The sequence below is a fragment of the Rhodococcus sp. DK176 genome (assembly GCF_038447315.2).
Lineage (GTDB): Bacteria > Actinomycetota > Actinomycetes > Mycobacteriales > Mycobacteriaceae > Rhodococcus_F > Rhodococcus_F jostii_A.
The window spans coordinates 1,374,671-1,387,158 of record NZ_CP118321.2; the positions used below are offsets into that span (position 1 = coordinate 1,374,671).

The following is a 12,488-nucleotide window of genomic DNA, read 5'->3' on the forward strand; positions in this document are numbered from 1 at the left end:
CGCCAGCTCACAGTTCTCCCTCCACGACGGCTTCGCCGCCGACGGCCCGTGCATCGGTCCACGCCACCCACGGCGCGGCGTGAAAATACTGCAGCGCGATGGCTTCTCCGAGCTCGCGGCAGGTTTCCTGCAACCCCGCGAGCCGATCCTGGAGATCCTCGAGGAGCACGCCGGGCGGCAGGAATTCGAGTTCGCTGCGGGCCCTGCCGAGGAGGCGCTGCGCCTCGGCTCTCGGCCCGACGCGACTGTCGGGCTGGTGGTCGAGCTCGGCGAGACACAACTCCGCCTGCCGGATGGCGTGGAAGACCGACCGCGGAAACAGCCGGTCCAGCAGGATGAACTCGACCACCCGGTTGGCGTCCAGCGCGCCGCGGTACGTGCGCAGGTAGGTGTCGTGAGCTCCCGCGGAACGCAGCACCGTCACCCACGCCGGCGAAGATGGGCGGTCGCCCGCACGGGACAACAACATCCGCGCGAGCATGTCGACGCGCTCGATCGAGCGGCCGAGCAGCAGGAAGCGGTATCCGTCGTCGCGGCTCATCGTCGAATCGGCCAGACCCGCGAACATCGCCGCACGTTCCTCCACGTACCGGAAGAACTCGTGCGGCCCGAGACGCTTGGACGCCCGTTCCCGTTCGGCGAGGCCGTTGTACGTGGTGTTGAGGCACTCCCACATCTCGCTCGACGTGACCTCCCGGGCGCCCCGGGCGTTCTCGCGGGCGCTGGCGAGCGAGTCGATGATCGAGCCCACCTGGTTGCGGCTGAACGCCACCAGTTCCGTCACCGACCGGACGTCGAGCTGCGTGTCGGGCGCTTCGATGCCGAGCACCCGCAGCAGCAACCGGGACGTGCGGTCGGGGTCCACCGAGGCGTCGTCGAGCAACTGGTGCACGGCGACGTCGAGAATGCGGGCCATGTCGTCTGCCCGCTCGACGTACCGGCCGATCCAGTACAGCGATTCCGCGTTTCTCGCCAGCATCAGCGACCACCTCCCTGGCCCTGTTGTTGCTGCTGCTGTTGTTGCTGCTGTTGTAGTTGAGTCGTGCTGAGTTCGGGCCCCTGCTCGGCCTCGGCGGACTGTGCCGGCTCGGTCACGAGCTCCTCACCGGCGAGTTCCCGCTCCTCGTCGGAGCTCCGGCTCGCGAGCACCCACGTGTCCTTGCTGCCGCCGCCCTGGCTGGAGTTCACGACGAGGGACCCCTCGGGCAGGGCCACCCGGGTGAGCCCGCCCGGCAGCACCCACACGTCGTCACCGTCGTTGACCGCGAAGGGCCGCAGATCGACGTGCCGGGGCACCAGTTCGTCCCCGACCTTGGTTGGCACCGTGGACAGCTGGACGACGGGCTGCGCGATCCACCCGCGCGGGTCGGCCTTGATCTTCCGGGTAATCGTGTTCAGTTCCTTGGGTGACGCGTCGGGTCCGAAGACGATGCCGTAACCGCCGGACCCCTCCACCGGTTTGATCACCAGTTCGTCGACTCGGTCCAGGACCTCCTCGCACTCCTCGTCGAGCCAGCACCGGAACGTGTCGACGTTCGCGAGCAACGGCTTCTCGCCGAGGTAGTAGTCGATGATCTGCGGGACGTACGTGTAGACGAGTTTGTCGTCGCCGACCCCGTTCCCGACGGCACTCGAGATGACGACGTTGCCCGCCCGGGCCGCGTTCAGGACGCCGGCCACCCCGAGCACGGAGTCCGGCCGGAAGTGCATGGGGTCGAGGTAGTCGTCGTCGATACGGCGGTAGATGACGTCGACCTGGCGTTCGCCCTCGGTCGTGCGCATGTAGACCATGTTGTCGCGGCAGAACAGGTCGCGGCCCTCGACCAGTTCGACACCCATCTGGCGCGCGAGCAGCGAATGCTCGAAGTACGCCGAGTTCGCGACACCGGGTGTCAGCACCACGACGGTCGGGTCGGCCTCGTTGAGGGCGGCGGATGCGCGCAGCGCCCGCAGGAGATGGGAGGCGTAGTCGCCCACGGACCGCACGCGGTGCGACATGAACAGGTCGGGGAACACCCGCGCCATCGTGCGGCGGTTCTCCATGACGTAGGACACCCCCGACGGCGAACGCAGGTTGTCCTCGAGTACGCGGAACACCCCGTTCTCGTCGCGGACGAGGTCGATGCCGGCGACGTGGATCCGCACCCCGTTCGGCGGGACGATCCCCGACGCCTCCCGGTGGAAGTGCTCGCACGAGGTGACCAACCGCTTCGGCAGCACGTGGTCACGCAGGATGCGCTGCTCCCCGTACACGTCGTCGAGGAACATCTCGAGCGCCTGCACGCGCTGCTTGATGCCCTTCTCGAGACGCGTCCACTCGGCAGCCGCGATGACCCGGGGGACCAGATCGAGCGGGAAGGGCCGCTCCTGACCGGACAGCGAGAACGTCACGCCCTGGTCGATGAACGCCCTGCCCAGAGCGTCGGATCGGGCGGCGAGGTCGGCTCGGTCCGCGGGCTCGAGCGCCTTGAAGACGCCTTTGTACGGCGGGCGGACGGTGCCGTCGCGGTCGAACATCTCGTCGAACGCCAGCCCGTAACGCCCGACGTCGGTGTACCCGTCGAACACGTGGGCGGGTTCCGCGGGCTTGCGCGGCCGGGCGGTCACCCGCGTCCGCGGCTGGGTTCCCGATGCCTTCGCACCCGCCTGCGTGCTTCCCCCCGATTTCCGGACGGGGGCTTTCGAGATTGCCGACGATTTCGTTACTGTTGACGACTTCGATGCTGGGGGCGTCATCCCAGACATGCTGCTACATGTACACCCGTTCAGCAGCACAGCCGCAGGATTTCCCGGCGCGTCCGGCGCCGGTTTGAGATCGGACACCGATCACTGGTAATCTCGCCTGTCGGTGCATATGTGTGCGCCCAGAGCTTTCTCGACCGTAACCAGCTTAAGACGACAGGATTTTACGCGTGGCCAACATCAAGTCCCAGGTGAAGCGGATCCGTACCAACGAGGCGGCCCGACTCCGTAACCAGTCGGTGAAGTCCTCGCTGCGCACGGCGATCCGCTCGTTCCGCGAGGCTGCGGCGGCCGGTGACAAGGACAAGGCCAACGAGCTCCTCGTCGCCACCAGCCGCAAGCTCGACAAGGCAGCCAGCAAGGGCGTCATTCACGCCAACCAGGCTGCAAACAAGAAGTCTGCTCTCGCGCAGGCCATCAACAAGATCTGACGGTTCTTCCGTCGTAGGCTCTCCAACAGCCGCTCGATCCTCGGATCGAGCGGCTGTTGTCGTGTCTCCGTCAGACCTGGCGTAGCCGGGAGACGCGTCCGACGGCACTCTCGACGGCGTAGTCCGCGTCGGCCGCCGCACCCTTGACGTCGGCGTTCAGGGACGCCACGATGCGCAGCGCCTCCCCCACCGATGTGGGTGTCCATCCCTTCGCGAGGGCTTGCGCCTTCTTGATCTTCCAGGGTGGCATGCCGAGTTCCGACGCCATCCGGAACGGGTCTCCCCGTCCCGCCGGGGCCACCCGGGCGATCGAGTGCACCGCATCGGCCAGCGCGTCGGCCAGCAGCACGTGGGATACGCCCCGCAGCATCGCCCAGCGCAGCGCCTCGATCGCGCCCGCGGTGTCGCCGGCGACGGCCTTGTCCGCGACGTCGAAACCACTGACCTCGGCCTTGCCCGAGTAGTACCGCTGAACGGCGGCGACATCGATTTTTCCGCCGGTGTCTGCGGTGAGCTGCGAGCACGCAGCGGCCAGTTCGCGCAGATTCGAACCGACCCCCTCGAACACGCTCTGCACCACTTCCGGCGACACCCGGACCCCGAGGGTGCGGAACTCGCCGCGGATGAACCCGATGAGGTCGCCGGACTTCAGTTTGGCGCACGGGTGCACCACGGCTCCGAGTTTCTCCAGCGCCCCGGTCATCGCTTTCGCACGTCCGCCGCCCGAGTGCAGGACGACGAGGACGACACCCGGAGGCGGGTCGCCGGCTGCGTCCAGGATCAGTGCCACGGCGTCCTTGCCTGCCTCGGCCGCGGCCTCGAGCACCACCACGCGGTCTTCGGCGAACAGGGAGGGGCTGAGCAGTTCGGCGAGTTCGGCCGCCCCCGCATCGCCCGCCCTCAACCGGTTGACGGGAAGATCTGCGCCCGCGGCCACATCCGCGTTCGCGCGGACGTGGCTGATGACCTGCGCCACCGCACGTTCGACGAGGAACTCCTCGTCACCGAGGACGAGATGGAGCTGTTCGAGCTGAGTTGGAGTGCTCACGCGAAGATCGTGCCACGTGTGGCGGACACGGTCGCCGACACCCCGGAACCGGGACCGAGCAGGCCGAACACGGGCGATCGCCACGCAGCGGTCGCGTCGGCGGTGGACACTCGATCATATGACCGCGGAAACCGAGGTGGACGGCGTCACCCGCGAGGACTACGCGCACATGATCGACCTCGACGACGATCGCACGGCAGGGCAACGGTACGAGCTGAGTTTCCGGTACACCTGCCGCGACGGGCTGATCCCCCGATGGTCGGTGCAACTGGTCGCCCGCTGTTCGGCCTCCGGACATGCCGAGACGCTGTTCGCGGGTGGTCGATCCGTCCTCGAACCCGCAGCGCCCTCGCGCGGCGACGTCGCGCCGGCCGGGTCCGACGACGACTTCGACACAGCGTGCGACTTCTACGAACAGCGGTGGCGGGCCCTGCTCGACCCGGCGGGCGGCAGCCCGCGAGGTGACACCGAGCAGCGTCACCTGTCCGACGCGCTCACCCTGTACGGGCATACGTGGCGCAGCGGGGCGGGCCGTGCGATCGCCGACCGGCTCGCATCGTTCGCGAATGTCACCGTGCTCGCCCTGGGCACCGACCCCGCGTTCCACGTCATGCGCCGTACCGCCGCCCATTACCCCGACCCGGTCGTCCTCGCCGTCTACCAGCCCGCCGGGCAGCGCATCGACCTCAGCCTCGTCGACACCCCGACGGTGGAGGCGTTGATCGACGACCCCGGCCCTCTGCGCACCGGACCGGACACCAGCGCAGGCGCCCTGCTCACGGGTGTCGGATCCGCCGGCCTGCTGCATCCCGGCTACATCGGCTCCACCACCGCCGGCGTCACCGAGTTGACTCCGCCACCCCCGGTCAGCTGACCACTTCGCGCGTCAGGAGGTCGACCACTGCCGCCAGCGTGCCCACCCGCGTGAACTCGGCCCGTTGCCGCTCGGCGCCCGTTCCCTCGCGCAACACGGTGTCGAGCCCCGACTCGAGGAACGCCCGATCACTCGAGCCGAGCCCCGGGGCCACGCAGTCGTTCAGCAGCTCCAGTTGCCGGCGGATCGGCAGGACCCGATCCGCGGCCGGGCTCGTGCATTCCCCGTCGAGTCCGTCACGGGCCGCGCGCCACAACTGCGCCCGCAGCAGCTCCGCGCGCAGCCACGGCACGGTGAGGCCGTCGTCCAGCGATTGGAGCGCCCACCCGACGAGACCCTTCACGACCACCGCGTAGAGTGCCGCGTGCGCCGCGGTCATGGCGACGTCCGCGATCCGGACCTCGATGGTCGGCTGCTTGTCGGCGAGCCGGACGTGCCAGTAGATCATTCCCCGGTCCATGGCGGCACCGGTTCCGATCATCGCGCCGACCGTCGCCTCGTACTCGTCCGCGGAGTCGAAGTGCGGCGGCGGTCCCGCCGACGGCCACCGCGACCACATGATGTGCCGCCAACTGTGATAGGCCGTGTCGTGCCCACTGTGGAACGGCGAGTTCGCGGCGAGCGCGAGGAGTACGGGTAGCCAACTGCGAACCAGGTTGCTCACCCGCACACCGACGTCGCGGCTCGGGATCCCCACGTGCACGTGACAACCGCACGTGGTCACCGTGTCCACGATCGACCCGAAGTGGCGGGCCATCTCCTCGTACCGCGGGCTCGGGGTGATCGCCGGGGGCAATCCCTCGACGACCAGGGACGTCCCGCTGGGCAGCAGCAGCAGATCGCGGCCCGCGGCGGCCTTCGCCAGCCGGCGTCGTAGGCTGCGCAGCTCCTCGTGCAGTTCCTCCCCGGTGTGGCACACGCCCGTCGCCGTCTCGATCTGACATCGGGCGAGTTCACGCTGAAGCCCGTGAATGTCGTGGCCGGCCTCCGTGACCACGTCGGGTCCCGCGGCGGAGAGGTGACCGGACTCGTCGACGAGGAAGAACTCCTCTTCCACCCCCACACTGAGGTCGCGACCCGATTCCGTTGCTGCAGGGCTCATTCAGGAGGTATCCCCCGTTCCGCGGTTACCAAACCGGGGCACCGCCGCTCAGGTGAACCCGATGACTTCCTCACCCCACGCCCGGCGGAGCTCCCGATCCGGATCGGCGACGACCGCGTCGGACTTGCCGATCAGCAGGGTCGTGCGATCCGCCTCGTCGTACCGCGGCCAGCCGACCTCGGCTCCCGTTCCGTCCGGGGTGCCGTCGGTGGCAAACGACAGCCACCGTCGCTGGATCCGCTCCGACACGTGCCCGGCGGTTCGGTGCCCGCCGAGCTTGAATGTGGGGTCGTGCGGGACGACGCCGAAGTTCCCGAAGACGTACGGCACCTCGGTGCCGTGGGTGGCGCCGATCCGCGCGGCGCGCAGGAACGGTGTCGCGTAGTCGAAGCGGTACAGCCAGGTCGGGGCGACGCGGCTGTGCGCCTCCGCGATCCACAGCGTCGGCATCCGGAACGCGGCGTCCCGCGAGATCTCCATGGCCGAGCTTTTCTTCGGGTAGTCGGGATACGCGGCCGCCACCTCCTGTTCCTCGTCCGCCGGGAGGTCGGGATGGTCGGCGGCGATCGCCACGAACATCTGATGCACGGCGTCCGGGGTGATCGGCATCAGGGGCGACTTCATGAGCCGGAACATCGACGCCTCGTCCTTGTTCGTCCCGATCAGCAGCGGGATTCGGTGTGCGAGGCCCTTGCGGAATGCCGCCACGGGGTAGTGCGGGACCACGTCGCCGTCGACGGTCGGGGCCACCGCCAGGGTGCCGGGGACCCGCGCGGGCACCTGCTGGACGAGTTCGATGCAGGCCTTCGTCAGCACGTCGACGGGCAGGTCGCGGAGACGGCCCGCGTCGGCGGGCGCGATGTCGAGCAGCTCGAGGAACGACTCGGCGATGCTCGCGGCGCGGTCACTGCCGTACACGGACGTCGCGGGGGAACTCTCGGCGATCGCGCGATGGAACAGTCCCTCCGCAGGCGGGGACGTCATCAGCGTGGTGACCGCGCCGCCACCGGCGGATTCCCCGAACAGGGTCACGTCGCCCGGGTCGCCGCCGAATGCCGCGATGTTGTCACGAACCCAGGTCAGTGCTGCGATCTGATCGCGCAGGCCCAGGTTCGTGTCGAACGGATGCTCCCCGGTCGAGAACGAGGAGAAGTCGAGGAAGCCCAGCGCACCGAGCCGGTAGTTGAACGTGACCACCACGACGTCGCCGCGTTCGACCAGACGGGTCGGATCGAACATGCGTTGTCCGGACGAACCGAGGTAATACGCCCCGCCGTGGATCCACACCATCACCGGCCGCGGTCGCTCGGTGTCCGTCGCGGGGGCGGAGACGTTCACGGTGAGGCAGTCCTCGTCGATGGTCAGACCGGGATCGATGGGCAGCGGGCCGTGCTCGTTCTGCGGCGCGATCGGACCGAACCGGGAGCAGTCGCGCACGCCGGTGAACGGTTCGGGCGCGCGCGGGGCGCGGAGCCGCCACTCGCCGACCGGCGGCGCGGCGTAGGGAATGCCTTTCCATGACCGAACGCCGTCGAGGCGGACGCCCCGCAGCGTTCCCTGGCCGATGGTCACATGTGGGTCCTCGGTGCGCGAAACCATGACGTCATCTTCGCCCGGCACGACTGCCGCCGGAGTCCGATCGGGAATTCCTCCGGCCCGGACCTGCGGCGACCGCCCTCTCTGGCAGACTGAATCGGTGAACCGGGCACATGCCCGCACGCTGGAGGAACCGATGCGAGACACAGTGCCCGAGACGACGCAGGCTGTCGGCCGGTCGGCCGCGACGTTCGCGACCCTCGCCGATCTTCTCTACGCAGGCCAGGATTTCGGGCACGTCCACCAAGCCATCTGCGACGCCGCACCGCTACTCGTCGAGGGTTGTGACCACGCGAGCCTGATGCTCCGGGAGGGATCCCGCTATGTGACGGCCGCGGCGAGCGACGACGTGGCCTTCCGTGTCGACGAGTTCGAGCGCATCGAGAACGAGGGACCGTGCGTCGATGCCATCGTCAGTGACACCCCCCAGTTCGAGACGGACCTCGCCACCTCGTCGCAGTGGCCGCGGCTGTCGGCGCGGGTGCTGGCCCGCACACCGGTGCGCGGTGCCGCCGGATTCCGGCTCGTCATCCTCGGGCGCAAGGTCGGCGCCCTCAATCTGTTCTCCGACACGGCGGGAGCGCTGAACACCACGTCCGTCGATCAGGGCATCATGCTCGCATCGTTCGCGGCGGTGGCGCTGGCGGCCGTCCACGAGCACGCCGAGGCCGAGACACTGCGGGCAGGCCTGGCCAGCAATCGTGAAATCGGGAAGGCGGTGGGACTGCTGATGGCGTTCCACAACATTCCCGAGACTCAGGCGTTGGACATTCTCCGCACCACCTCGCAGGACATGAATCTCAAACTGGCGACGGTGGCGCAGGAAATCGTCGCTCACCATCACCGGAAGGTGACCTGACCGCCGTCAGTCCGCCTCCGGTGCATCGGGGTTACCCGCAATGCCGAGCATGGACAGGAGCATGCGGCAGTCTTCGGCGTCGAGCGACTGGGCAGCAACGACCCGCTGCGCTCGCCACACCTGCCCGGCGTCGAGCTCGTCGTCCACATCGAGATCTGTCTGCTCCGATTCCGACATTCGCCCTCCAATGCGGGTGCGTTCCAAGACCGTTCACCTCAGGCATCTGCCACCGGATGGTAGTCGGTGTTTCGGTGTCGCATACGCACATCGGGAATCGAAGTCGAAACGATACTGAACCCGTTCCGCCCCGGTCGCGCCGAGCGTGCCGAGCGGCGCACTCCGGAGACGAAAGTTACAGCGGCACAGCCGATGTCAAGAAGCCCTCAGCGCCCGCAACGGCTCACTCAACTCGTTGGCGAAGAACTCGAAGAAGCCGTCGACGTCCGGCCCCGCGTTGATCAGCGCCAGATGATCGAATCCGGCATCGACGAAAGTGCCCGCCACCTCGAGGTGCCGCCGGACATCCGGCCCGCAGGCCATGGCGTCGCGGACGTCCTCGGTACGGATCGACGACGCGGCTGCCTCGAAGTTGATCGGATTGGGCAGTTCCGCTTGAACCTTCCATCCGGTCAAGCCGAACCGGAACAACCGGTGTGCCGACTCGACCGCGGATTCCTCGCCACGAGCCCACGCGAGGGGCACCTCCCCGTATCTGGGCCCCGACCCACCGGCCCCGGCATAGGCCTTCACCAGGTCCGGATCCGCTTCGGTGGCGAACAGTCCGTCGCCGAGTTCCGCCGCGATCCCGACGGCCTCCGTGCCGCCCGCCGCGACGGCGATCGTGGGCGGCACCTCGGGAAGATCGAAGACGCGGGCGTCGTCGAGGGTGAGGTGTTTGCCCTCGTACGAGTGGTAACCGCCCGACCACAGCAGGCGGATGATGTCGATCGCCTCACGGAGCATCTGGTGCCGGATGGTCACCGACGGCCAACCGCCACCGACGACATGTTCGTTCAGCCGTTCCCCCGAACCGAGTCCCAGGGTGAACCGGCCCTCGCTGAGGACGGCGGTCGTGGCCGCGGCCTGCGCGATGATCGCGGGGTGATATCGGACGAACGGGCAGGTGACGCCGGTCGCCAGACCGATCCGGTCGGTCCGTGCCGCCGCGGCCGCGAGCATCGACCACACGAATCCCGAATGACCGTGGCTGTAGAGCCAGGGGTGATAGTGATCGCTCACCTCGACGAAGTCGAAGCCGGCCCGTTCGGCCTCCACCGCCTGCCGCACGATCTCCCGCGGATCGAACGTCTCGGCCATCAGCTTGAACCCCACCTGCATGTCGTCGTCCCTTTCCTCGAGTTCCGCGAAGGTTTCCCAGATTCGGGGGCGCTCACACAAGGCGACCCAGCGACGACGGCCAGACCGGCGCCCACAGCACCAGCACACCGATCGCGATTCCCGCCAGCACCAGCCGGGGTCCGCGTCTGCGCAGCGCCACGCCGAGCGCCGCGATGGCACCGAGCACGATCGCCGCACCTGCGGGCCCGGAGGGCACCGGAATCGAGGCTCCGGGAATCCGCGCTCCCCGCTCTGCGACGATGACGAGCCACCACAGCGGCCACTGGGTCACGCGCACCACCACTTCCGCGACGGGAAGGCTGACCCCCGCGATCAGCGCGGTGATCGCTCCGGCCACGGTGATCACACCGACCACGGGGGCGACCAGGATGTTCGCGCAGACGGACACCAGGCTCACCGTCCCGGCCATCGCGGCCACGATCGGAGCGGTGACGGCGAAGGCGGCGACGGACACCGCCACCGTCTCGGCCACCGCCCGCGGCCAGCCGCGGCCCACCAGCACGTCGACCCAGACCGGCGCGATCACGATCAATCCTGCGGTGGCGGTCGCCGAGAGAACGAAGCCGAAGTCCACCGCCAACTCCGGAGACCACGCCAGCAGGGCGATGACCCCGGCCGCGAGCGCGGGCATCGCCTGTTTCCGTCGTCCGGTCACGAGCGCCAGCAGAGCGATCGAGCCCATCGCCGCGGCGCGCAGCACGCTCGGTGACGGTCGCGCGATCACCACGAACGCGATCAGAGCCGCGGCGGCCAGCGCCGCACCCGCGCGGGGACCGAGCCCCACCCCTCGGACCAGGAGCAGCACCGCTCCCAGCAGAATGCTCACGTTCGCCCCGGACACCGCCGTGAGATGCGTCAGTCCGGTCGCGGTGAAGTCGTCCTTCACCTCCCGGGGCAGCGCCGAGGTGTCGCCGACCACCAGCCCCGGCAGCAGTCCTGCCTCGTCGGCAGGCAGGACGGCGGCGGCAGCGGCGAACCGCGCACGCAGGGCGCCGGCCCACCGCTGATGCGGGGGCGCCGGACCGACGTCTGCGGGCGGTCCGGACACCCGGACCGTGGCCAGGCTCAGGTCCCGGTGCCGCGGAGGGCTCGCCTGCCCGCGCAGGACCACGTCCTGGCCCGGCAGCAGTCCGAGCCAGCCTTCCGCCGGGGCGAGGACGACCACCGCACCGCCCGAGTGGATCGTCTCGGTGGCCCGGCGGATCTCGGCGACGTTCGCGTTCACGAGGACGTGCCGTCCGAAGCCGGCGATCTCCCGGGGATCGTCGACGAGGGTGACGACGAGCGTCACCCACGTCTCGTTCCGGGCGAGTTCGGTCATCGGGTGCCGCTCCACGGCCTGAACCCGCCAGGCCACCCCGGCAGCGCAGCATGCGCCGAACAGCAGGACCGCCAACGTCGCGGCCGTCCACCGGCCCGGTCCCCGCAGGAGGGATCCCGCGGCGAGGAAAATCGCCGCTCCCGACAGGGTCGCCACGAGGACCAACGCCGCCCGGGAGCCTCCGAGGATACCGATCAGCGTTGCCGCCCAGCACATCCCGGCGAACGGAAGTAGCCGCAGGTCGAGGAGACGCGGTTCGTCGCCGAGCATCACAGGGTGACCTGGCCGCGCAGTTTCTCCAGCCGCACCGGCCCTATCCCGTCCACCTCCCCCAGTTGCGAGATGTCGGTGAAGGTGCCGTTGGTCGTGCGCCACGCGACGATCGCCGCCGCCGTGACGGGCCCGACACCGGGAAGTGCGTCGAGTTCCGTCTCGGTCGCCGTGTTGAGGTTCACGAGCCCTCCGCCCGTGACGGCCGCTGCGCCTGCGGTCCCCGGCGATGCCGCGGAGGCGCCGCCCACCGCACTCGGTGGCGCCTGGGTGGTCGCGGCTCCCACGAGCACCTGGTCGCCGTCCGAAAGTCGTTGAGCCAGATTCAATCCGAGAGTGTCACCGCCGTCGCGCACTCCCCCGGCAGCAGCCAGGGCGTCCGCGACCCGGGAGCCCGGCGGTAGCCGGACGAGACCGGCCGACGCCACCAGTCCCACGACGCTGACGACGATCTCCTCCGCCGGGGCGGGCGCCGCCGCCGCCGCGGCGGGAGCAGTCGTCACCGGTGCCGGAGTCAGGGAATGCACTCCGGCGGCGGGTAACGACGGAACGGCCTGTGTCTCCGGCCGATCGCTGCGCACTCCCAGCACAGTGGCCGTGGCGACGACGATTCCCACCACGATGAGCACCAGCGCCCCGGAACGCCCGGGATCGAATCGTGCGTCCCGCCATCGGTCCGGCAACGAGAATCCACCCCGGCGGCGTTCGGCGGACCACGTCGTGTCGCCGTCGAGGACGGTCCCGACCGGCTCGGCCAGCCACTCCGGCTCCGACGGTGTGTCGGGCGGCGCCGCATCGCGTTCCCCCGACGTCAGGAACGCGAGCCGCGTCCGGCCCCTCGAACGTTCTTCCCTGATGCCCATGGACGCGACGGTAGAGTGCGCCG

12 protein-coding genes are annotated in these 12,488 nt (G+C 69.3%); 3 read left to right on the top strand and 9 right to left on the bottom strand.

Annotated elements, in window-relative coordinates; translation table 11 throughout:
• Nucleotides 1–7: 7 nt before the first annotated feature.
• The gene (locus PSR88_RS06500) at nucleotides 8–979 is read right to left on the bottom strand and encodes an alpha-E domain-containing protein (protein WP_009473987.1); all 972 of its coding nucleotides are present in this window, start codon (nucleotides 977–979) and stop codon (nucleotides 8–10) included.
• Nucleotides 979–2,607, bottom strand: a complete 1,629-nt coding sequence (locus tag PSR88_RS06505) for a circularly permuted type 2 ATP-grasp protein (protein WP_029537212.1) — start codon at nucleotides 2,605–2,607, stop codon at nucleotides 979–981. The genes PSR88_RS06500 and PSR88_RS06505 overlap by 1 nt, the downstream gene beginning before the upstream one ends.
• Nucleotides 2,608–2,912: 305 nt before the next feature.
• On the opposite strand from PSR88_RS06505, the gene rpsT reads away from it, so the two are divergent.
• On the top strand, nucleotides 2,913–3,173 hold the full coding sequence (rpsT, locus tag PSR88_RS06510; protein WP_005248015.1) for a 30S ribosomal protein S20: 261 nt from the start codon (nucleotides 2,913–2,915) through the stop codon (nucleotides 3,171–3,173).
• 70 nt (nucleotides 3,174–3,243) lie between these two features.
• Here the strand turns inward: rpsT and holA are convergent, their stop codons facing one another.
• Entirely contained in the window at nucleotides 3,244–4,221 is a 978-nt protein-coding gene (gene holA, locus PSR88_RS06515) for a DNA polymerase III subunit delta (protein ID WP_016879961.1), read from the bottom strand.
• A 118-nt stretch (nucleotides 4,222–4,339) separates the two neighbouring features.
• On the opposite strand from holA, the gene PSR88_RS06520 reads away from it, so the two are divergent.
• Nucleotides 4,340–5,095 carry a hypothetical protein gene (locus tag PSR88_RS06520; RefSeq protein WP_016879960.1) on the top strand — a complete coding sequence of 252 codons (756 nt, stop codon included), beginning with the start codon at nucleotides 4,340–4,342 and terminating at the stop codon, nucleotides 5,093–5,095.
• Here the strand turns inward: PSR88_RS06520 and PSR88_RS06525 are convergent.
• Nucleotides 5,088–6,197, bottom strand: coding sequence for a glutamate--cysteine ligase (locus PSR88_RS06525; RefSeq protein WP_009473993.1), 1,110 nt, complete (start codon nucleotides 6,195–6,197; stop codon nucleotides 5,088–5,090). The genes PSR88_RS06520 and PSR88_RS06525 overlap by 8 nt on opposite strands.
• Before the next feature lie 48 nt (nucleotides 6,198–6,245).
• A complete protein-coding gene (locus tag PSR88_RS06530) occupies nucleotides 6,246–7,796 on the bottom strand; it encodes a carboxylesterase/lipase family protein (protein ID WP_050787463.1) in 1,551 nt (516 codons plus the stop codon).
• A gap of 133 nt (nucleotides 7,797–7,929) precedes the next feature.
• Between PSR88_RS06530 and PSR88_RS06535 the strand changes: the two genes are divergently transcribed.
• Nucleotides 7,930–8,652: a GAF and ANTAR domain-containing protein gene (locus PSR88_RS06535; protein ID WP_029537206.1), complete on the top strand. Its 723-nt coding sequence runs from the start codon at nucleotides 7,930–7,932 to the stop codon at nucleotides 8,650–8,652.
• Nucleotides 8,653–8,658: 6 nt separating this feature from the next.
• Here the strand turns inward: PSR88_RS06535 and PSR88_RS06540 are convergent, their stop codons facing one another.
• The 4 genes from PSR88_RS06540 to PSR88_RS06555 all read right to left on the bottom strand — a co-directional run bounded on the left by PSR88_RS06540 (nucleotide 8,659) and on the right by PSR88_RS06555 (nucleotide 12,465).
• A complete protein-coding gene (locus PSR88_RS06540; protein WP_009473997.1) occupies nucleotides 8,659–8,829 on the bottom strand; it encodes a hypothetical protein in 171 nt (56 codons plus the stop codon).
• Between the two features lie 195 nt (nucleotides 8,830–9,024).
• Nucleotides 9,025–9,990 carry an LLM class F420-dependent oxidoreductase gene (locus PSR88_RS06545; protein ID WP_016879959.1) on the bottom strand — a complete coding sequence of 322 codons (966 nt, stop codon included), beginning with the start codon at nucleotides 9,988–9,990 and terminating at the stop codon, nucleotides 9,025–9,027.
• Nucleotides 9,991–10,042: 52 nt separating this feature from the next.
• Complete coding sequence (locus tag PSR88_RS06550; protein ID WP_016879958.1) at nucleotides 10,043–11,602, bottom strand: ComEC/Rec2 family competence protein; 1,560 nt, start codon at nucleotides 11,600–11,602, stop codon at nucleotides 10,043–10,045.
• A complete protein-coding gene (locus PSR88_RS06555) occupies nucleotides 11,602–12,465 on the bottom strand; it encodes a ComEA family DNA-binding protein (RefSeq protein ID WP_016879957.1) in 864 nt (287 codons plus the stop codon). Before PSR88_RS06555 ends, PSR88_RS06550 begins: the two co-directional genes overlap by 1 nt.
• Nucleotides 12,466–12,488 lie beyond the last annotated feature (23 nt).